Origin of the sequence: Ammoniphilus resinae (assembly GCF_017873965.1) — a bacterium.
Lineage (GTDB): Bacteria > Bacillota > Bacilli > Aneurinibacillales > RAOX-1 > Ammoniphilus_A > Ammoniphilus_A resinae.
The window spans coordinates 203,136-223,272 of record NZ_JAGGKT010000006.1 but is presented as its reverse complement, the minus strand read 5'-3'; the positions used below and the strand labels follow the sequence as shown (position 1 = coordinate 223,272).

The following is a 20,137-nucleotide window of genomic DNA, read 5'->3' as shown; positions in this document are numbered from 1 at the left end:
ATACCTCCCATGACCGGTTTTTCCGCATCAGATTGAACGTATCGTCATAAAACTATCTTAAGAAGGCTCAGAGAGCCTTCTTCAAGCTTTTTAATCTTCGGCGCCAATCCCTTGGAGGTTAAGGTTTAATTTATCACCTGTATTTTCATCCTCTTCGTCGACTTCGCGCATTTCGATTTCCTGTTCATCTTCCGCAAGAATCTTCACATCCATCCCCAAACTCTGCAGCTCTTTAATTAACACTTTAAAGGATTCAGGAACGCCTGGCTCGGGAACATTCTCCCCTTTAACAATCGACTCATAGGTTTTCACACGACCTACAACATCATCTGACTTAACGGTAAGAATCTCTTGCAGGGTATAAGCAGCACCGTAAGCCTCTAAAGCCCAAACCTCCATCTCTCCAAAACGCTGTCCACCAAATTGGGCCTTCCCGCCCAATGGCTGCTGTGTAACCAACGAGTAAGGTCCCGTTGAACGGGCGTGGATCTTGTCATCAACCATGTGTGCGAGTTTGATCATATACATAACACCAACGGTTACGCGGTTATCAAACGGTTCACCAGTACGGCCATCGAACAGGACTGTTTTTCCATCGCGGGACATTCCGGCTTCTTCCAACGTATCAAACACATCATCTTCCGTAGCACCATCAAACACTGGCGTTGCAATATGAATCCCAAGTGCTCTCGCCGCCATTCCCAAGTGGGTTTCCAAAACCTGCCCAATGTTCATCCGCGATGGTACCCCAAGTGGATTTAGGACGACCTGCACAGGTGTACCATCTGGTAAGAATGGCATATCTTCTTCTGGCAGGATCCGTGCAATAACCCCTTTGTTTCCGTGTCGTCCAGCCATCTTATCACCAACAGATATTTTACGTTTCTGGGCAATATAGACCCTCACCAGTTGGTTCACGCCAGGAGGTAGTTCATCTCCATTATCTCGCGTGAAGACTTTCACATCGACGACGATTCCGGAACCGCCATGCGGAACACGCAAGGAAGTATCACGCACTTCACGGGCCTTTTCACCAAAGATGGCATGCAACAAGCGCTCTTCTGCCGTTAATTCGGTTACCCCTTTTGGTGTTACTTTTCCAACTAAAATATCGCCATCTGAAATTTCCGCCCCAACTCGGATAATTCCACGCTCATCAAGGTTTTTCAACGCTTCTTCCCCGATGTTCGGGATATCGCGGGTGATTTCCTCAGGCCCAAGCTTTGTATCCCTAGCCTCTGATTCATATTCTTCAATATGAATCGAGGTATAGACATCCTCTTTCACCATTTTTTCACTCATCAAAATGGCGTCTTCATAGTTATAACCTTCCCAAGTCATAAAAGCGACGAGCGCGTTCCGACCAAGGGCAAGTTCACCCATCTCAGTAGAAGGACCATCCGCCAAGATATCTCCAACCTTGATAAATTCTCCTTTTCTAATCCTGGTTCGCTGATTAACACAGGTCCCCTGATTAGAGCGAATGAACTTCTGCAGGCGGTATTTATCAATATCACCTTTCACCATTTTAATACCTTCAGGCAGTTGGTTTGGCTGGTTTTCCTTAAATTCACGTCCTGTTTGTTCTGAGACGGAAAGTCCCCAATCTCGTGGAACAGGAACAGGGTTGTTGTTTTGGTCGAAGAATTGAACTCTTCTAACCCAAATCTCCCTTGCTGTAACTCTTTCCACAATCCCCGGATACTTTGCAACGATAGCTACTCCAGAGTCCTTTGCAGACTTGTGCTCCATTCCCGTTCCAATAAATGGCGCTTCTGGTACAAGAAGTGGTACAGCTTGCCGCTGCATGTTCGCTCCCATCAAAGCACGGTTGGCGTCATCGTTTTCCAAGAACGGAATCATTGCCGTAGCAACCGAAACAACTTGCTTTGGTGAAACGTCCATGAAGTCGACTTTATCGCGTGGAATAGTTAAGATTTCCCCTTTCCGGCGACAAATCACGGTATCATTCAAAAATTCCCCTTCTTCACTGATCGGCGCATTTGCCTGGGCAACATTATAGATGTCTTCTTCATCAGCAGTTAAATAGACAATATCCTTTGTCACCAGATTCGTTTCTGGATTGACAATTCTTCTAGGCGTTTCAATAAACCCGTATTCATTAATTCTCGCATAGGTAGACAGAGAGTTAATCAACCCAATGTTCGGACCTTCCGGAGTTTCAATTGGACACATCCGTCCATAGTGTGAATGATGCACGTCACGCACTTCAAAACCAGCGCGTTCCCTAGTCAAACCACCAGGTCCCAAAGCACTGAGACGGCGTTTATGGGTCAATTCAGCCAATGGATTGGTCTGATCCATAAACTGGGATAACTGACTGCTTCCGAAGAATTCTTTAATGGCTGCAATCACAGGTCGAATATTAATCAGAGCTTGTGGAGTGATCGCATTCGCATCTTGGATGGACATCCGTTCACGAACCACTCGCTCCATCCGTGATAAACCGATACGGAACTGGTTTTGCAATAATTCCCCAACAGAACGGAGACGACGATTCCCTAAATGGTCAATATCATCGGTGTTTCCAATTCCGTGGAGTAAGTTAATAAAGTAGTTAATGGATGAAATAATGTCAGCAGGCGTAATATGCTTGACGGATTTATCAATCAATCCGTTCGCCATTACTTTCACTACTTTTCCATCGTCGATTGGCGAGAAAATATTAATGCTTTGTACTTCTATTTCCTCTTCTATTACTCCGCCGCGAGGTCTAATCTTGGCTAAATTCAAGCCCTTCTCAAGGTATCTTTCCAGCTTATCCATTAATCGACGATCAACGGTTTGCCCAGCCTCTGCAAGGATTTCACCTGTTTCACTATCAACCAACGTTTCTGCTAGCTTTTGATTATAAATTCGATTGCGAATATGTAGCTTCTTATTGATTTTATATCGACCGACACTAGCTAGATCATATCTTTTCGGATCAAAAAAGCGGGAAACCAATAGGCTCTTGGCATTATCTACAGTTGGCGGCTCACCTGGACGAAGACGCTCATAAATTTCGATTAATGCCTTCTCCGTAGAATCCGTGTTATCTTTTTCTAGTGTATTCTTGATATATTCATCTTCACCGAGGATATTCAGGATTTCCGCATCTGATCCAAATCCTAATGCACGCAAAAGAACCGTTACTGGAATCTTCCTTGTACGGTCGATACGGACATAGATGACATCCTTAGCATCGGTTTCCAATTCCAACCAAGCACCGCGATTCGGAATAACAGTAGCCGTATAAGCCTGTTTCCCGTTCTTATCAATTTTGGTACTGTAGTATACACTAGGAGAACGTACAAGCTGGCTGACAATAACCCGTTCAGCACCATTAATAATGAAGGTCCCGGTTTCTGTCATGAGCGGAAAATCACCCATAAAGACTTCCTGTTCCTTCACTTCTCCTGTTTCCTTGTTGATTAAACGCACCTTCACACGTAGGGGTGCAGCATAGGTAACATCCCGTTCCTTCGTTTCATCAACGGAATACTTTGGTTCTCCTAAGCTGTAATCTATAAATTCTAACACGAGGTTCCCCGTAAAATCCTGAATCGGAGATATATCATGAAACATTTCACGCAATCCTTCATCAAGGAACCATTGGTACGATTGTTGCTGGATTTCAATTAAATTAGGGAGCTCCATTACTTCTTCAATCCTGGCATAACTCCTACGTTTACGATAACGTCCACTTTGAATCAGATGACCTGCCAAATCCATTCACCCCTCAAACCCGAAGTTTAGCTTCCTGCCGATCAGATTCATCCTTCTGATATCGGTAAATCCCCGTATGCATAATAAAAAGCTTCAATCGATAGGTCAATGAAGCCACTTATGATTGGGGAATCTAAAGCCATTTCATTAAAACGAGAAAAAATGCAAGCTATTAGCGGTTGTTCTAATAGAGCATTTTTAAAAATATGGTCGGTTATTATGTTATTATTGACAAAAAATAACCAAGCCATTCATTCGAAATGGTCATTTTAAGAAAAGCTTCTATTGAATCTTTAGGAGAAGCTTTTCATGCCGATAGAAACGTTTTGTTCACTTTGACATTTTGCGAAGTCCAACTTTCCTATGCGGTAAAAAATCAAGTCTTGACATCTATAAAAAATTTGCCTTTTATAGCATTTTATAACGATAACACAATAGGGATAATTATGTCAATAACTTTATTTCATTGCTTTGATAATCCAATATCCTTTGTCTTGTGTCACCTTTTCCACCGTTTTATAGGTCTCTTCAAGCTTGCTGTAAGCTGAAGGAGCTCCTTGTTTTTTCTGAATCACAACCCAAAGCGCTCCGCCTTCCTTCAAACGATGATAGGCCTCTTCAAAAATCTGATGAACCACTTCTTTTCCAGCCCGAATCGGAGGATTGGTGAGAACTACATCATAAATCAGTTCGTTAGGAATCTCTGTAAAAAGATCACTAACAATAACCGCAGCGTTTTCGATGTGATTGTTTTTCAGGTTTTCCTTCGCAAGACCTACTGCCCTTTCATTAATATCAGCCATTAAAACATGACCCCGGTTTGCCAGTTTCGCAGCAACAATACCTACTGGACCATAACCACAGCCTACATCGAGAACACGGTCAGTCTCCCGAATATCCATCTGCTCTATTAAAAGAACACTGCCGAAATCAATCCGATCTCTCGAAAAGACACCAGCGTCAGTTTTAAAACGATAGGTCATGCCGCGCAAGACAAACGTAAACTCATGGATATCATGTTTTGCGTTTGGTTGGTTCGTATAATAATGGTCAGCCAATCAGATCACCCCCGAAAATTAAAAACACCCTTTAGCCAAATGATTTTTATTTCAGTAGATTGGAGGTTAACAATGAGGTTTAGAGGTTAACTCAAACAAATTTTTACCATTTCCTTGATTTTACGAGATATATGTAAAAGGAGGGCACTCATAGAGCCTCCTGTAAAAAGGATCTCCATGAGTCACCCTCCCGAATAACACTTTTAAACTATTTTACTTCGATAGTAGCCCCAGCTTCTTCAAGCTTAGTTTTGATGGTTTCAGCTTCATCCTTAGAAACGCCTTCTTTAACAGTTGCAGGCGCGCCATCAACCATAGCTTTTGCTTCTTTCAAACCAAGACCAGTGATTTCGCGAACAACTTTGATAACGTTGATTTTGGAAGCACCAGCGCTAGCAAGCACAACATTGAATTCAGTTTGTTCAGCAGCTGCATCAGCTCCGCCAGCAGCACCAACTACAGCTACAGGTGCAGCAGCAGTTACTCCAAATTCCTCTTCAATTGCTTTTACAAGATCGTTCAACTCAAGAACGGACATACCTTTAATCGCTTCAAGAATTTGCTCTTTAGACATTTTATAATCCTCCTAATATCATTTTAATAAATTTATTTACCCCGAGTGGGTAGTCATTCAACCATAACTTCAAGCTAGGCTAACTACATGTAATAGTATCCTATGCTTCTTGTTCTTTTTGCTCGGATACTGCTTTAACAGCAAGAGCAAAGTTGCGCATTGGTGCTTGAAGAACGCTAAGCAACATAGAAAGTAAACCTTCGCGAGATGGAAGGGAAGCAAGGGCTTTGATTTCTGCTTCAGACATAACTTGTCCATCAACAATACCTGCTTTAATTTCTAGTTTGTCGTTTTTCTTTGCAAATTCTGCAACAATCTTAGCAGCTGTAATTTCATCCTGTGCAAAAGCAAAAGCGGTTGGTCCAGCTAAAAACTCGTTTAAGCCTTCTGCTCCTACTTCTGAGGTTGCACGCTGCGCTAATTTGTTTTTGTAAACTTTAAAGTCTACACCAGATTCGCGACAAAGCTTACGAAGCTCAGTAACCTGTTTCACAGTTAATCCGCGGTAGTCAGCCAACACAACACTTTTTGCATCCTTAAATTTAGACGCGATTTCTTGCACGGTTTGGACTTTCTCTTCACGTACTACTGCCATGGTACACCTCCTACAATTAATTATGGCGCACATAGAAAATGCCCTTCGCAGAAAACGAAGGGCACAAGTATTCCACAGGAAATCTATTATGCACCTCGGAAGGATATTAAGCCTTTCGGCACCTTCTGTCTACGGTAGATATTATTTTAAAATGAATGCGCTCGAAAAGCACATCTATTATATTATCAACAGTCGATTACAATGTCAACCTACTTCGTTGCACCAATTGTTCCCACATCAACCTTCACGCCAGGTCCCATTGTAGAACTGATAGATACGTTCTTCATATACATCCCCTTAGCTGCAGCTGGCTTAGCTTTTTGAAGGGTATCAATAATCATAGCAAGGTTTTCAGCAAGTGCTTCCTCACCGAAAGATACTTTACCGATTGGAGCATGGATATTACCAGCTTTATCAGTACGGTATTCAATCTTACCTGCTTTGATTTCTTTAACAGCTTTTGCTACTTCGAAAGTAACGGTTCCTGTTTTAGGGTTTGGCATTAAGCCCTTAGGACCAAGAACACGTCCCAACTTACCAACTTGTCCCATCATATCAGGAGTTGCTACGATTACATCAAAATCAAACCATCCTTGTTGGATCTTGTTGATTAGATCTTCTTCACCAACAAAATCTGCACCGGCTTGCTCAGCTTCTTTTGCTTTTTCGCCTTTAGCGAAAACAAGAACACGTTGAGTTTTACCAGTACCATGTGGCAATACAACAGCTCCACGAAGCTGTTGATCAGCTTTCTTCACATCTACACCAAGCTTCACTGCAACTTCAACAGTTTCATCAAACTTTGCAGGTGCAGCTTTTTTAACTAGATCAATCGCTTCAGAAACCGGATAGGACTTTGCGCGATCGATTGTTTTTGCAGCTTCTTGATACTTCTTACCTTTTTTAGCCATGTTAAAATAGCCTCCTTCATTAATGTGGTAGTAGCGGCTTGATGGTTTTACCTCCCACTTGACCGTTAGACAGAAATCTAACAAGTCAAAACCGATCTCCTCAAACGAAACGTCGGCTCAAATAGAACTTGTCCATTTCACAGCCGACGTCCTTTTCGTTCCATTAGTCTTCAATCACAATACCCATGCTGCGGGCAGTACCTTCAACCATACGCATTGCAGATTCAACATTCGCTGCATTTAGGTCAGGCATTTTTTGTTCTGCGATTTCACGAACTTTATCACGTTTGATGGTTGCAACCTTGTTACGGTTTGGCACACCAGAACCAGATTCAACACCAGCAGCTTTCTTCAAAAGAACAGCAGCTGGAGGAGTCTTTGTGATAAAAGTGAACGAACGGTCTTCAAATACAGTTATTTCAACAGGGATAATTAATCCTGCTTGATCTTGTGTGCGTGCATTGAATTCCTTACAGAATCCCATAATGTTCACACCTGCTTGACCAAGAGCCGGCCCTACTGGAGGGGCTGGATTCGCTTTCCCTGCAGGAATTTGTAATTTAACCATTTTGATTACTTTTTTAGCCATGTGACACACCTCCTTAGTCCGAAATGTGGTTGACGGGCATTCCGAAGAAACAACCCTCCCACTTTACAAGCAACCTATCCAATAAAGGATAGATCAAACAAAATCGAAATTACCACAATCAGCGGTTGATTTCAAGATATTAACGACTTTATATTTTTTCCACTTGATTATAATCCAGTTCGACCGGTGTTTCACGACCAAACATGTTTACGTGTACCTTAATTTTGTGCTTATCGAGTTGGATTTCCTCAATCGTACCGACAAAATCCGCAAACGGCCCTTCCTTCACTTTTACCGTTTCCTTCAAGGAGAAATCGATCTTCGCTTTGACCTCTTCGACGCCCATTTGCTTATAGATCGCTTCCACCTCATTCGGCTTAAGGGGAGTGGGTTTCGAACCAGATCCCGAGGAACCTACAAAGCCAGTCACCCCAGGTGTATTGCGTACAACGTACCATGAATCATCCGTCATAATCATCTCGACGAGAACATAGCCAGGGAAAACCTTCTTGGTCACGGTTTTCTTCTTGCCATCCTTCATCTCTACTTCATCTTCGGTAGGGATAAAGACACGGAAGATCTTATCCTTCATATCCATGGACTCGACACGCTTTTCTAAATTCGTTTTAACTTTGTTTTCATACCCGGAGTAGGTATGAACAACATACCACTGTTTTTCCATGACACAGGACAAACCTGTCCCTTCCCCCCTATCGATTTATCGACCTAAAATCAATTCAATGATCTGCGAAATCCCTAAATCGATAACCGCAAAGAATACGGAAATCAGTGTCACCGTTACAAGAACAACAATCGTATAGCTTGTCAGTTCTTTACGACTGGGCCAGCGTACCTTCTTAAGCTCGCTCCAGACTTCGCGTAAAAAGGTAGGCCATCTTTTGAACCCGGCACCAAGCCTAGCTAGAAAGCCCAAAACGACACCTCCAATACCTTGAGCCTATATGTTTAGCGAGTTTCGCGATGAGCTGTATGTCCATTGCAATACTTGCAAAACTTCTTCATCTCAATGCGGTCAGGATGTTTGCGCTTGTTCTTGCCTGTGGTGTAGTTACGTTGCTTACACTCGGTGCACGCTAAAGTTACAATAACCCGCATGATATTACACCTCCCACATCTATACTAAAACTATATCAGAACAGGTAAAACCAGCTATTTGCACAGCTACCCTAAACACTTTAGCACATCGATATTTCTATGTCAAGAAATTCCCTTATGGGGTATCTAACTTTTCAACAGCTACTGTCTGTTCTTTATTCTTTCGGTCTATCAAAACTAGGGATATAATCAGCCTATTGCCATACATAGTATTGCCAGATCCTGGCGTTTGAAAACTAACCCTCAGAAAAAAAGCAAAAAGCTCCGAACCCGAAGCCTTTGACATCAATTGCTATTTAAGAATAGAAATTTCCCTGATTTCCAAATATTTCTCCAATTTTCTTTTCACTCGTTGTAAAGCGTTATCAATCGACTTCACATGACGATCGAGGTCTACAGCAATTTCCTGATAGGATCGCCCATCCAGGTATAACATTAGGACTTGCCTCTCTAAATCGCTTAGAATCTGCCCCATCTTATCTTCGATATCATCGAATTTTTCCTGGTTGATAATGAGTTCCTCCGGGTCGGTTACCCGATTGCCACAAATGACATCAAGCAATGTACGATCAGAATCTTCATCATAAATGGGCTTGTCTAAAGAAACGTAAGAGTTAAGGGGGATATGTTTCTGCCTTGTGGCAGTTTTAATTGCGGTGATAATTTGTCTGGTTATACAAAGCTCTGCGAAGGCTTTAAAAGAGGTGAGCTTGTCCCCACGAAAATCACGTATAGACTTATATAAACCAATCATACCTTCCTGAACAATATCCTCTCTGTCAGCCCCGATTAAAAAATACGATCTCGCTTTTGCCCGCACAAAGTTTTTATACTTGTGAATGAGAAATTCGAGGGCGTCAGAGTCTCCTTCTCGGACCATGTCAACCAGTTCTTCATCAGCTATGGTTTCATAATGTGATGACGGATTTATATCTTTAAGGTCAACATTCACCTGCATCCCCCCGGGCTTGAGACATAAATAGTTATGTTAATTATACATTATGTAATCTAAAAACGTCAACACAGCTGTATATCCTAGCTACTTTTGTCTGCGCCACTTCTCAAAGATCGAGGCAATCTCACTGTTTAAAGGTATCCCGGTACGAAGGGGTTCATATTTTTGCTGTTCTACTGTTTTTCGTATCGATTGTTTCGCCCGATTAATGTTTTCCAATAGTTCCCTTGCTGACATACGAAGGGCCCCATGACCAAAAGTGATGTTTTGTTCAGTATAATCTGAGGTTGCAACGGTAATCCGCCTTGTCCGCGATCGTAGTTTTTTGGTAAGCCTTTCGATCAGCTCATCCGCCGTCTCCTCTTCTTCTGTATAATAAATATCGATTTTATACTGTTTTATCTTTTTTCCCATCCCAGGGACTTGGTGCGCATCAAACACGACCACAACCTTCGTACCTGAATAGGCCTGATATTCAGAAAGGATGGACAGAAGTTCATCCCTCGCCCTCCCCAGTTCCTTCTCTTTATATTTGATCAGCTGTGGCCAGGCACCGATCATATTGTACCCATCAACAATTAGTAGCTCTTCCATCCCTCTCTATCCCATCATTATGCTTTTTCTATCGGTTTTCTTTGTCTATACACTTCAAACATAAGCAAGGCAGCAGCCACAGAAGCATTTAATGAGGTGACCTGACCAACCATAGGCAAACGAACAGTAAAATCACAGGTTTCCTTCACCAGGCGGCTCATCCCTTTTCCTTCACTCCCAATGACCAGCCCGATCCCCATATCGTACCGTCCCTGGCGAAAATCTTGTGTCCCGGAAGCATCTGTACCAACCATCCAGATTCCCTTTTCTTTGAGTTCCTCCATCGTTCTGACGATATTCGTCACCCGGGAAACCGGTACATACTCCATCGCTCCTGCGGAGGATTTTGCTACGGTTGAGGTCAAGCCTACAGCCCGGCGTTTAGGAATAATGACACCATGTGCGCCCACCGCATCAGCGGTACGAAGAATCGATCCCAGATTGTGCGGATCTTCGATTTCGTCGAGGATAAGTATAAATGGCTCTTCATTCTTGTCCTTCGCAGCTTGTAAGATATCTTCTACCTCTGCATAGGCATGGGCTGCAACAAATGCAACAACTCCCTGATGTGCTTCACCTTCTGCCACCTGATCCAGCTTCTTTTTGGGAACGAGCTGAACCTGAATTTTCGCTTCCTTCGCCATCCCCATCACTTGGTTCATCGTGCCCTTCAGCGACCCTTCCGCAATCCAAATCTTGTTGACGGATCGACCTGAACGAAGTACTTCTAGTACAGGGTTTTTTCCTACGATATACTCTTCACTCATTCTTTTTCACCTGCCTCAATAATCCTAAATACCTTGTCCATGATTTCTTGTAGTCTTTCCTGTTGATGGGTCAAATAGAGGTAACCAAGCATGCATTCAAAACCGGAGCTCATGCGATATTCCATGATATCCGTATTTTTCGGAACAGTACCTGATTTCGTGTTGCGCCCTCTTTTTATGAACCACCACTCCTCTTCGCTTAAATGTTCTTGTAGCGCTAGCAACACTTTGGCCTGCGCCTTTGCTGAAACATATCCTTTAGCCATCTGATGAAGTTGGTGCGGCTTCCCGCCTCTCATTTGAATGAGGTGATGCCGCACAAAAATCTCCAGTACAGCATCACCCATATAAGCTAGTGAAAGAGGATTTAACAGTTTTGGGTCTTGATCCAATTTCCCTGCGGGCGGTAGCATCATTTTCTTCTCCACCTGATTCCTTGTGGTGTGTCTTCCAAAATAATCCCCTTTTCCATGAGAAGATCGCGAATTTCGTCAGCCCTTTGAAAATTCCTCTGCTTTCTTGCTTCCGTACGTTCTTGTATCAAAGCCTCAATTTCTTGGTCCAACAACTCTTCTTCTGCAGGTTCCAGCTGCAACCCTAGCACCGAGCCCATTTCTTCAAATAAATCCAGATAAACCTGAACCCCTTGATTCGAAACCTTTTCTCCCAACAAATATTGGTTGGATTCACGCACCCATTCAAATACAATAGCCAATGCATCCGCCGTATTAAAATCATTATCCATCGCTTCGATAAATTTCTTCCGATAGATCTCTTGCTTTTCATTTTCCTCATTTACTTCGGAAGTCGCTGCCACTTGCCTGTGCCGAAGATTTGAAATCGCTGTTTGAATCCTCTCCAGACCATTTTTCGCTTGCTCGATCAGATCCTCACTAAAATTGATCGGGTGGCGATAATGGGCGCTTAACATAAAGAAACGCAATACCTGGGGGGCAATTTTCTCCCGAATATCCTTGACGAGAACAAAATTCCCCAAGGACTTAGACATTTTTTCATTATCGATATTAATATACCCGTTATGCATCCAATATTTCGCCATCGGATGCCCCGTTAATGCTTCGCTTTGAGCAATTTCATTTTCATGGTGTGGAAACATTAAGTCATGCCCGCCACCATGAATATCAAAGCTCTCCCCAAGATACTTCATCGACATGGCCGAACACTCAATATGCCAGCCAGGTCTGCCTTTTCCCCAAGGGCTTTCCCAGTAGATTTCACCTGGTTTGGCACTCTTCCAAAGGGCAAAATCGAGCGGGTTATCCTTTTGCTCGTTTACCGCAATCCTTACCCCAGCCTGAAGTTCCTCAATATTTTGATGGGATAGTTTCCCATACTCAGGGAACTTCTCCGTGCGGAAGTAGACATCTCCTGATGACTCATAGGCGTACCCCTTATTGATTAACTTTTGAATGAAATCTATAATTTCCTCAATATGGTTAGAAACCCTAGGATGGACATGGGCCTCTTTCACGCCAAGGGCCTGGGTATCTTCCTCAAAAGCTCGGATGAAACGATCTGCCACTTCTAAAACTGTGACCCCTAACTCTTCCGCCTTTCTAATTAACTTGTCATCCACATCGGTGAAGTTTTGAATAAAGGTCACTTCATAGCCTCTATATTCGAAGTATCTGCGAACCACGTCGAAAAAGATGGCAGGTCTCGCATTTCCGATATGAATATAATTGTAAACCGTTGGGCCACACACATACATACTGACCGTCCCGGAATGGAGCGGAACAAACGGCTCTTTTTTCCTTGTTAATGTGTTATAGATTTGAATTCCCACTGGTCGAACTTCCTCCTTATTATTTTTGAACCACGTCCAGCCCATCCGCCGGCCGACTTTGCTGTAATCTTTTAATCTCGCTACGCAAATCATCGATCTCCTGTTGCATCGAACGCAACATATCTGCTACAGGGTCTGGGAGGTTGACCTGGTCAAGATCATCCTGGACTTTCACTCCATTCTGAACAACCACTTTCCCTGGAATCCCAACTACAGTGGAATTCGGTGGTACTTCTTGAAGGACAACCGAACCAGCCCCTATCTTTGAATGATCACCGATCTTCATTGATCCCAACACCTTTGCCCCAGAAGCGATCAGGACATTATTCCCAATGGTAGGGTGACGTTTGCCTTTTTCTTTTCCTGTACCACCCAGTGTCACCCCTTGATAAAGGGTTACATTATCGCCGATTTCACAGGTCTCTCCAATGACGATTCCCATTCCATGGTCGATAAATAGATTTTTTCCGATCACAGCTCCTGGATGGATCTCAATCCCAGTAAGAAAACGGCCGAATTGGGAAAGCATACGAGCGACTGTGTACCACTTCTTTTTCCAGAACCAGTGGCTGATGCGATACATCCAGATCGCGTGTAGCCCTGAATAGGTTAAAACGACTTCAAGGGTGCTCCTAGCGGCAGGGTCTCGGTCAAAAACAGCCTCAATATCTTCTCTTATCGTTTTAAACACCGTCACCCACTCCTTTCATTATATTTTTTAACGTAAAAAAAAACCGCTCCAAAGCTTATCTAAGCCTCAGAGACGGTTTTCCCGCGGTTCCACTCTGTTTAGAGCAAGACAAATTGCCTTACTCTCTCTCATAACCCTGTTAACGGTGGTCAACCGGTTGCACCTACTCATCCCTGGTCAGGAAGATTTTCAGTTGAACAGCTCCCAGGCGCATTTCCAATCACTCGTAAGCGAACTGATTTCAGCCGGGTCAGTTCTCTCTGTGGCCTCTACGTGATCGTACTTTCCTGTTCTACGCTTTTTCCATCTTTATCTTATCATTACCTTATTGTATGAATCCTAAAAGACGACCGGACACTTTCTCTTTACCCAGGAGGGAAATCGTATGATTTAAATCCCTGCCGTGAAGTTCCCCGGTTACAGCCGCCCGAACAGGCATAAACAGGGCTTTCCCTTTGAATCCTGTCCCTTTTTGTACAGCCTTCAGCGCCTGCTTAATATCCTCGTCCGTAAAGCTCTCTAACGCTTGAAGTTCAGCATAAAAAGCCTTTAACACTGTAGGGACTTGGTCCTCGGAAAGGACTGTTTTCGCTTCTTCTCCGTATTCTATCTCATCTTGGAAGAAAAGAGAAGCCAATTCTACAATCTCTGCACCGAAATGAAGCTGCTCTTGATACAACGCAACCAAACGCTTGATCCACTCTTCATCGGACTGTTCATTGATCCATCCAGCCGCTAGAAGATGTGGTTTACACAGCTCAACCACTCGCTCTACAGGCTGTTGTTTAATATAATGATTATTCATCCATTTTAATTTTTCCTGGTCAAACACAGCTGGAGACTTGGACACTCTCTCTAACGAGAACTGTTCGATCAACTGCTCTCTTGTAAAGATTTCTTCCTCACCCTCTGGTGACCAGCCAAGTAAAACCAAGAAATTCAAAAGTGCTTCCGGAAGATACCCTAGATCACGATATTGTTCTACAAACTGCACAACCGATTCATCCCGCTTGCTCATCTTTTGCCGATCTTTATTCAAGATGAGGGCTACATGGGCAAATTCCGGCGTTTCATAACCGAAAGCCTCATAAACCATCAGCTGTCTCGGCGTATTAGACAAGTGTTCTTCCCCGCGAATGACATGGCTGATTTTCATTAAAGAATCATCCACTGTGACGGCAAAATTGTAGGTCGGGATCCCATCTGGGCGAGCAATGACAAAATCACCAATCCCATTGGATTCAAAGGTAACTTGTCCCCGAACATGGTCAGAAACAACATATTCTCGGTCTTTCGGCACGAGGAAGCGAATGGATGGTTTGCGTCCTTCCTGCTCTAGCTTTTGTCTTTGGTCCAAGGTTAAATGACGACATCTCCCGGCATATTGAGGCGTTTCACCTTTGGCCTTTTGCTCTTCACGATCCTTCTCTAGCTCTTCTGGTGTGCAATAGCAGTAGTAGGCTTTTCCTTCATCAATCAACTGCTGTAAATGGTTTGTGTAAATATCCATTCGATCCATCGAACGGTAAGGTGCATAAGGCCCTCCCACATCGATGCTTTCATCCCAGTCCACGCCAAGCCAGCGCATGCTGTCAATGAGCTTAGCCTCCGCATTTTCAACATTTCTCTGCTGATCCGTATCCTCAATGCGAATGACAAATTTCCCACCCTGATGGCGGGCAAATAGGTAGTTGAACAAGGCGGATCGTGCCCCGCCGATATGTAAATGTCCTGTTGGACTTGGTGCAAACCGAACACGTACTTCTTTTGACATAGCTTTGACACCTTCCTTATCTGAATACAGCGATTATCGGCATTAACGGGCAGTAAGTCCCACACTTCAATACCATTTAAAACAAAATAGGAGGAGGGGGACAACTGCCCGTAAATGCCCGATAAGTCAGCTAACCATCAGGGGGGGTGCAGCTCCCTTTCTGATGGAAGTTTTCTTTATAGCATACTACGCTTTTTGCAGGAGGACAACCGCTTGGGCAGCAATCCCTTCCCCGCGTCCGGTAAATCCAAGCTTCTCCGTTGTTGTCGCCTTCGTATTCACCCGGTCCATATCCACCTCGAGCAGCTCAGCAATCTTTTCATTGATCTGGGGAATATAGGGAGCCATCTTCGGTTTTTGAGCAATAATCGTCCCATCCACATTCACGACTTTATAGCCCTTCGCTTTCATCTGCTCTACCACATGCTTTAATAAAACTTTACTGTCTGCTCCCTTGTACGCCTCATCCGTATCAGGAAAATGTTTTCCGATATCCCCTAATCCCAAGGCTCCTAAGATAGCATCTGTAATCGTGTGCAGCAATACGTCGGCATCGGAATGTCCAAGCAGTCCCTTCTCATAAGGGATTTGAATGCCGCCAATAATTAGATCCCGTTCTTCGGCAAATTGATGTACATCAAACCCTTGTCCTATTCTAAACATCCTTTTCTCCACCTTTTTTCTCTATAATCTTCTCTGCCACTTGTAAATCTTCCGGTGTGGTCAACTTGATATTTGAATATTCCCCATCCATGATATGTACCGTAATCCCTTTGGCTTCGAGCAATGTTGCATCATCCGTCCCCAAAAACTGTTGCTCCTTGGCCCAGTGATGAGCCTCAAGGATCGTGGAAAGACGAAAAGCCTGTGGGGTTTGCACAGCCCACAAGCTTTGCCGCGGGGGAGTCGATTGCACCTCCCGCTTTTCGTTAACCACTTTAATCGTATCCTTTACAGGAACAGCCGGGATGACTGCGCCGGTTTCTGCTACCCTAGCAATCAAACGATTGATCAGATCCTGCGTAGCAAAAGGTCGGGCGGCATCATGGATCAACACAAACTCGGAGTTTTGAAGGGCCTTCAGGCCGCAAAGAACACTTTCTTGCCGTTCCTTGCCGCCTTCAACAACGGTAACATAGGCAAAGTCTTTTACGATTTCTTTGGTTTGTGCCATGTCTTCTTTCGAAGTCACCACAACAATTTCCTGAATAAACGGGTGCTCTTTAAATAGGCAAATCGAATGATATAAGACCGGTTTCCCTTTCAATTCAATAAACTGCTTGGGAATTCTTGCACCCATTCTTTTCCCCTGGCCTGCAGCCGCAATCACAATTCCAACCTTCACCGTCATATTCTCCCTTAATTAAGTCAGTCCCCGGCTTATAATGCCTTTTCCAACATTTTTGGTTTTGCAAAAATCATTCGACCGGCAGACGTTTGCAGGACACTGGTCACTAGGACGTCAATCTGCATCCCAATAAAATCGCGTCCACCTTCTACTACGATCATTGTTCCATCATCCAAATAAGCGACACCTTGCCCGTGTTCCTTCCCATCCTTAATCAGCTGTACGTTCAGTTCCTCACCCGGGAGTACCACAGGCTTGACCGCATTGGCTAAATCATTGATATTTAGAACCTGAACACCTTGCAGCTCACACACCTTATTCAAGTTGAAGTCATTTGTGACAACAATCCCTTGCGTAACTTTTGCCAGGCGAACCAATTTACTGTCCACTTCATGGATATCATCAAAGTCTTTTTCCTCAATCGTTACTTTTACTTTCAGCTCTTTTTGAATTCGATTTAAAATATCCAATCCTCTTCTTCCCCGGTTTCGTTTCAGAACGTCCGAAGAATCAGCAATATGCTGCAATTCTTCCAGCACGAATTGGGGAATGACCAGCGTGCCTTCGATAAATCCCGTCTTACAGATATCTGCAATTCGCCCGTCAATAATCACACTTGTATCAAGAAGCTTAAGGTTTTCCGCCTTCGCTTTCGGTTCATCCTTCTTCCCCTTGGACAGCTTTCCTATTGAGAAAGTAGACATCAGTTCGTCACGCTTGCGAAATCCTACTTGGAATCCCATGTATCCAAATAAGAACGAGAAAATAATAGGCAAGTAGTCACCGATAAACGGCAACGGGATGTAACTAATCGGCAGAAATAATAAGAAAGCAACTATAAGACCTATGATAAGACCCATTGCACCAAATAAGACATCGGTAATCGGTAATTTTATAAGAGCATCCTCACCCCAACGCATGAAATTAACAATATACTCTGCTAGCCATGTAGAGAGCAGGAAGAAAAGGATTGCACCTACCGCTGCACTAATATAAGGACCAGCCGGACTACCGCCAATATTCAAGAGGGGATCCAAAAGCATAAACAAATCAGCTCCAATACTGAACCCCAGACCACCACCAATTATCGTGATGATTAACTGAATAAATCTTCTTACCATGACTTCACCTCCTTCCTACATTATTGACAAATTAAGCAAATTAAAATCAGCCTTTTCCATTTCAGGAACAAAAAAGCTTCTCAGCGAGAAGCTTTTTGCTCGTTGCGATGTTAGGATACTATGGACTGGATATATTTGTCAAATTAACCGTGGAAGCTGGAATCGTGATACACCTTTTCCTCTTCTTCCAACTGCTGCTTACGCGATCTTCTTCTCAGGTGGAAAAAACTTTTCCTCACTCCATACAATGCATATAAAGCGAGCGGAATGCAGACAATCTTTGGAAATTGCGTTGGAAACATAAACCCGAGAATCGCAACAACTGCAATTAACAGGGGGACAACCCAATACGTTGATTTGGGCAAACCTACTTTTTTGAAGTTGGGGTATTTCACCTTGCTTACCATCAAGTACGACAATAAGAGCATAAAAACCAAAAGATAAGTGCTGGAAAATTGATTATGGTAAAGGGCCAAGGTTGCTAAAACCCCACCTGCAGCAGTTATAGGTAATCCTACAAAATACCCGGTATTCCCCCCAGTTTGAATGTTAAATCGGGCAAGCCGCAGTGCTCCACAGGCTGGAAAGATCGCTGTTGCCAAAATCCCAGCTACTCCAAGTTCCTGTAATCCTGCAACATACATAATGATTGCAGGCGCTACCCCAAAGGTAATGACATCAGACAAAGAATCTAGTTCCTTGCCAAATTCACTCTGGGCGTTCAGGATTCGCGCCATCCTTCCATCCAATCCGTCCAAAAGCATGCCAATAATGACCGTAATTGCAGCATAGTCCACATAGCTGAAGTCATCCTGAAAGGCTAACAAAATGGCTAAGATGCCAACAAACAGATTTCCAATTGTCAGCATATTGGGTATGGCTTTAATCATCTCTTTTTCTTCCTCCTATCCATATCCCTCTATTTTAATACGAAAATCACACTTTTAAAGTTTCACTTTTTTCCGGTTCTCAACCTCCAAGCGCTTCTCGCAGGGCATCCTCTACTGTTTTCACGGGAATCAACTCAATTCCGCGCGGATGCTCCCACCCTGCCAAATTTTTCTCGGGAATAATCACCCGTTTAAATCCCAACTTTTGGGCCTCTTTTACTCGTTGCTCAATCCTGGAAATCCCGCGCACCTCACCTGTCAATCCAATTTCACCCAGGACCACATCATCTGCCTGCGTTGCTCGGTTGCGGAAGGAGGAAGCAATGCTTACTGCAATGGCCAAATCAATCGCAGGTTCATCCAGACGAACGCCACCTGCTACATTGACAAAAGCATCCTGATTTTGCAAGAGCATCCCTACTCTCTTCTCCAGTACTGCCATGATTAAAGCAACGCGGTTGTAATCAACTCCGGTAGCTGTCCGCCGCGGAGAGGGGAAGCTAGTCGGTGTAACCAACGCCTGAAGCTCAACCAATACTGGGCGCGTGCCTTCCATACTGGCTACTACAGTCGCTCCAGCAGCTATACTCCGTTCGGATAGGAACAGTTCAGATGGGTTGGATACTTCACGCAGCCCCTTTTCCATCATCTCAAATATTCCCATTTCATGTGTGGAGCCAAAACGATTCTTGACAGAGCGAAGGATCCGATACGTATTATGCCGTTCCCCTTCAAAATAGAGAACCGTATCCACCATATGCTCAAGCAGGCGAGGTCCAGCAATTTCCCCTTGTTTTGTCACGTGTCCGACAATCATAATGGCGATTTCTTTTGTTTTCGCAATACGCATGAGATGTGCGCAACATTCTCGAACTTGAGAAACACTCCCCGGAGCAGAGGTGACGGTCGGGTGAAACATCGTTTGAATGGAATCAACGACAACGACCCGAGGGTTAATCTCGTTTAATTGCTCTTCAATGGTTTCGATATTCGTTTCCGAGAGAACAAACAAGTCATCATTATTAGCACCTAACCGTTCCGCTCTTAACTTCACTTGTTTGGTTGACTCTTCACCAGATGTATATAGTACCTTATGCTTGGAATGGGCTAAAAAATGAGACATTTGCAAAAGAATCGTTGATTTTCCAATTCCGGGGTCTCCACCAACGAGAATGAGCGATCCAGGGACAATCCCGCCGCCTAACACCCGGTCCAATTCATCCATACCCGTGCGAATTCTCGGTTCCCTTTCACTCTGAACCTGACTGATCGGAAGGGCTTTATTCTGCTTCGTCGTAAGCGACCTTCCACCCATCCGGTGAGTTTCAATGATTTCTTCAACGAGGGTGTTCCAGTTCCCACAGCCTGGGCATTTTCCCATCCACTTGGGTGTTTCATATCCGCATTCTTGGCAGACAAACTTGGTTTTTGTTTTGGACATGCTCTCTCCCACCTTCGTTTTAACATTAACTTATACTTTTTCTAGAAAACTAGTGTGGATTCCTGCCCCTCAGTCAAAATCTTATGATTTTAATTGAAAGCAAGAGATGAGGTTGGGGGAAATCGGGGAAGCCTAAATCTGAGGGCAGGGGATCGTGATCATAGGTAGCAAAAAGGA

General features: G+C 43.8%; 21 protein-coding genes and 2 other annotated features. All 21 genes read right to left on the bottom strand.

All coding sequences use genetic code 11. The features are described from left to right. Positions 1-90: 90 nt before the first annotated feature. The 21 genes from rpoB to radA all read right to left on the bottom strand — a co-directional run bounded on the left by rpoB (position 91) and on the right by radA (position 19,960). Positions 91-3,729: a DNA-directed RNA polymerase subunit beta gene (gene rpoB, locus J2Z37_RS12345; protein ID WP_209810560.1), complete on the bottom strand. Its 3,639-nt coding sequence runs from the start codon at positions 3,727-3,729 to the stop codon at positions 91-93. Positions 3,730-4,187: 458 nt separating this feature from the next. After that, positions 4,188-4,787, bottom strand: a complete 600-nt coding sequence (locus J2Z37_RS12340; RefSeq protein ID WP_209810559.1) for a class I SAM-dependent methyltransferase — start codon at positions 4,785-4,787, stop codon at positions 4,188-4,190. A gap of 208 nt (positions 4,788-4,995) precedes the next feature. After that, a complete protein-coding gene (rplL, locus tag J2Z37_RS12335; RefSeq protein WP_209810558.1) occupies positions 4,996-5,361 on the bottom strand; it encodes a 50S ribosomal protein L7/L12 in 366 nt (121 codons plus the stop codon). Positions 5,362-5,461: 100 nt separating this feature from the next. After that, positions 5,462-5,956 carry a 50S ribosomal protein L10 gene (gene rplJ, locus J2Z37_RS12330; RefSeq protein WP_209810557.1) on the bottom strand — a complete coding sequence of 165 codons (495 nt, stop codon included), beginning with the start codon at positions 5,954-5,956 and terminating at the stop codon, positions 5,462-5,464. Between the two features lie 25 nt (positions 5,957-5,981). After that, positions 5,982-6,109: a sequence feature (ribosomal protein L10 leader region), on the bottom strand. A 56-nt stretch (positions 6,110-6,165) separates the two neighbouring features. After that, positions 6,166-6,867, bottom strand: coding sequence for a 50S ribosomal protein L1 (rplA, locus tag J2Z37_RS12325; protein ID WP_209810556.1), 702 nt, complete (start codon positions 6,865-6,867; stop codon positions 6,166-6,168). A 163-nt stretch (positions 6,868-7,030) separates the two neighbouring features. Beyond that, entirely contained in the window at positions 7,031-7,456 is a 426-nt protein-coding gene (rplK, locus tag J2Z37_RS12320; RefSeq protein WP_209810555.1) for a 50S ribosomal protein L11, read from the bottom strand. A gap of 148 nt (positions 7,457-7,604) precedes the next feature. Further along, on the bottom strand, positions 7,605-8,138 hold the full coding sequence (gene nusG, locus J2Z37_RS12315; RefSeq protein ID WP_209810554.1) for a transcription termination/antitermination protein NusG: 534 nt from the start codon (positions 8,136-8,138) through the stop codon (positions 7,605-7,607). A gap of 36 nt (positions 8,139-8,174) precedes the next feature. Next, positions 8,175-8,390: a preprotein translocase subunit SecE gene (gene secE, locus J2Z37_RS12310; RefSeq protein WP_209810553.1), complete on the bottom strand. Its 216-nt coding sequence runs from the start codon at positions 8,388-8,390 to the stop codon at positions 8,175-8,177. A gap of 32 nt (positions 8,391-8,422) precedes the next feature. Next, positions 8,423-8,572, bottom strand: a complete 150-nt coding sequence (gene rpmG, locus J2Z37_RS12305; RefSeq protein WP_209810552.1) for a 50S ribosomal protein L33 — start codon at positions 8,570-8,572, stop codon at positions 8,423-8,425. A 292-nt stretch (positions 8,573-8,864) separates the two neighbouring features. Further along, positions 8,865-9,524, bottom strand: a complete 660-nt coding sequence (gene sigH / locus J2Z37_RS12300) for an RNA polymerase sporulation sigma factor SigH (protein WP_209810551.1) — start codon at positions 9,522-9,524, stop codon at positions 8,865-8,867. Positions 9,525-9,611: 87 nt separating this feature from the next. Beyond that, the gene (locus J2Z37_RS12295; protein WP_209810550.1) at positions 9,612-10,121 is read right to left on the bottom strand and encodes an NYN domain-containing protein; all 510 of its coding nucleotides are present in this window, start codon (positions 10,119-10,121) and stop codon (positions 9,612-9,614) included. Between the two features lie 17 nt (positions 10,122-10,138). Further along, positions 10,139-10,888 carry a 23S rRNA (guanosine(2251)-2'-O)-methyltransferase RlmB gene (rlmB, locus tag J2Z37_RS12290; protein ID WP_209810549.1) on the bottom strand — a complete coding sequence of 250 codons (750 nt, stop codon included), beginning with the start codon at positions 10,886-10,888 and terminating at the stop codon, positions 10,139-10,141. After that, positions 10,885-11,304 (bottom strand): Mini-ribonuclease 3, encoded by a 420-nt coding sequence (locus J2Z37_RS12285; RefSeq protein ID WP_280922205.1) that lies wholly within the window; start codon positions 11,302-11,304, stop codon positions 10,885-10,887. Before J2Z37_RS12285 ends, rlmB begins: the two co-directional genes overlap by 4 nt. Then, a complete protein-coding gene (gene cysS, locus J2Z37_RS12280) occupies positions 11,301-12,695 on the bottom strand; it encodes a cysteine--tRNA ligase (RefSeq protein ID WP_209810548.1) in 1,395 nt (464 codons plus the stop codon). Before cysS ends, J2Z37_RS12285 begins: the two co-directional genes overlap by 4 nt. A 19-nt stretch (positions 12,696-12,714) precedes the next feature. Then, entirely contained in the window at positions 12,715-13,386 is a 672-nt protein-coding gene (cysE, locus tag J2Z37_RS12275; RefSeq protein ID WP_209810547.1) for a serine O-acetyltransferase, read from the bottom strand. Positions 13,387-13,451: 65 nt separating this feature from the next. Further along, positions 13,452-13,690 (bottom strand) — a binding site (T-box leader). Positions 13,691-13,711: 21 nt separating this feature from the next. Next, positions 13,712-15,160, bottom strand: a complete 1,449-nt coding sequence (gltX, locus tag J2Z37_RS12270) for a glutamate--tRNA ligase (RefSeq protein ID WP_209810546.1) — start codon at positions 15,158-15,160, stop codon at positions 13,712-13,714. A 186-nt stretch (positions 15,161-15,346) separates the two neighbouring features. Next, positions 15,347-15,823, bottom strand: a complete 477-nt coding sequence (ispF, locus tag J2Z37_RS12265; RefSeq protein WP_209810545.1) for a 2-C-methyl-D-erythritol 2,4-cyclodiphosphate synthase — start codon at positions 15,821-15,823, stop codon at positions 15,347-15,349. Beyond that, positions 15,816-16,511, bottom strand: a complete 696-nt coding sequence (ispD, locus tag J2Z37_RS12260) for a 2-C-methyl-D-erythritol 4-phosphate cytidylyltransferase (protein WP_245203758.1) — start codon at positions 16,509-16,511, stop codon at positions 15,816-15,818. The genes ispF and ispD overlap by 8 nt, the downstream gene beginning before the upstream one ends. Positions 16,512-16,540: 29 nt before the next feature. Then, on the bottom strand, positions 16,541-17,629 hold the full coding sequence (locus tag J2Z37_RS12255) for a PIN/TRAM domain-containing protein (RefSeq protein ID WP_209810543.1): 1,089 nt from the start codon (positions 17,627-17,629) through the stop codon (positions 16,541-16,543). A gap of 143 nt (positions 17,630-17,772) precedes the next feature. Beyond that, the gene (gene pssA / locus J2Z37_RS12250) at positions 17,773-18,519 is read right to left on the bottom strand and encodes a CDP-diacylglycerol--serine O-phosphatidyltransferase (RefSeq protein ID WP_209810542.1); all 747 of its coding nucleotides are present in this window, start codon (positions 18,517-18,519) and stop codon (positions 17,773-17,775) included. A 79-nt stretch (positions 18,520-18,598) separates the two neighbouring features. Then, complete coding sequence (gene radA, locus J2Z37_RS12245) at positions 18,599-19,960, bottom strand: DNA repair protein RadA (protein ID WP_209810541.1); 1,362 nt, start codon at positions 19,958-19,960, stop codon at positions 18,599-18,601. Positions 19,961-20,137 lie beyond the last annotated feature (177 nt).

What these genes read in the sequence shown, in the direction of transcription:
- rplL (WP_209810558.1), bottom strand. Translation starts at nt 5,361, where the DNA reads ATGTCTAAAGAGCAAATTCTTGAAGCGATTAAAGGTATGTCCGTTCTT.
- rplJ (WP_209810557.1), bottom strand. Translation starts at nt 5,956, where the DNA reads ATGGCAGTAGTACGTGAAGAGAAAGTCCAAACCGTGCAAGAAATCGCG.
- rplA (WP_209810556.1), bottom strand. Translation starts at nt 6,867, where the DNA reads ATGGCTAAAAAAGGTAAGAAGTATCAAGAAGCTGCAAAAACAATCGAT.
- rplK (WP_209810555.1), bottom strand. Translation starts at nt 7,456, where the DNA reads ATGGCTAAAAAAGTAATCAAAATGGTTAAATTACAAATTCCTGCAGGG.
- nusG (WP_209810554.1), bottom strand. Translation starts at nt 8,138, where the DNA reads ATGGAAAAACAGTGGTATGTTGTTCATACCTACTCCGGGTATGAAAAC.
- rpmG (WP_209810552.1), bottom strand. Translation starts at nt 8,572, where the DNA reads ATGCGGGTTATTGTAACTTTAGCGTGCACCGAGTGTAAGCAACGTAAC.
- J2Z37_RS12295 (WP_209810550.1), bottom strand. Translation starts at nt 10,121, where the DNA reads ATGGAAGAGCTACTAATTGTTGATGGGTACAATATGATCGGTGCCTGG.
- rlmB (WP_209810549.1), bottom strand. Translation starts at nt 10,888, where the DNA reads ATGAGTGAAGAGTATATCGTAGGAAAAAACCCTGTACTAGAAGTACTT.
- J2Z37_RS12285 (WP_280922205.1), bottom strand. Translation starts at nt 11,304, where the DNA reads ATGATGCTACCGCCCGCAGGGAAATTGGATCAAGACCCAAAACTGTTA.
- gltX (WP_209810546.1), bottom strand. Translation starts at nt 15,160, where the DNA reads ATGTCAAAAGAAGTACGTGTTCGGTTTGCACCAAGTCCAACAGGACAT.
- ispF (WP_209810545.1), bottom strand. Translation starts at nt 15,823, where the DNA reads ATGTTTAGAATAGGACAAGGGTTTGATGTACATCAATTTGCCGAAGAA.
- ispD (WP_245203758.1), bottom strand. Translation starts at nt 16,511, where the DNA reads ATGACGGTGAAGGTTGGAATTGTGATTGCGGCTGCAGGCCAGGGGAAA.
- J2Z37_RS12255 (WP_209810543.1), bottom strand. Translation starts at nt 17,629, where the DNA reads ATGGTAAGAAGATTTATTCAGTTAATCATCACGATAATTGGTGGTGGT.
- pssA (WP_209810542.1), bottom strand. Translation starts at nt 18,519, where the DNA reads ATGATTAAAGCCATACCCAATATGCTGACAATTGGAAATCTGTTTGTT.
- radA (WP_209810541.1), bottom strand. Translation starts at nt 19,960, where the DNA reads ATGTCCAAAACAAAAACCAAGTTTGTCTGCCAAGAATGCGGATATGAA.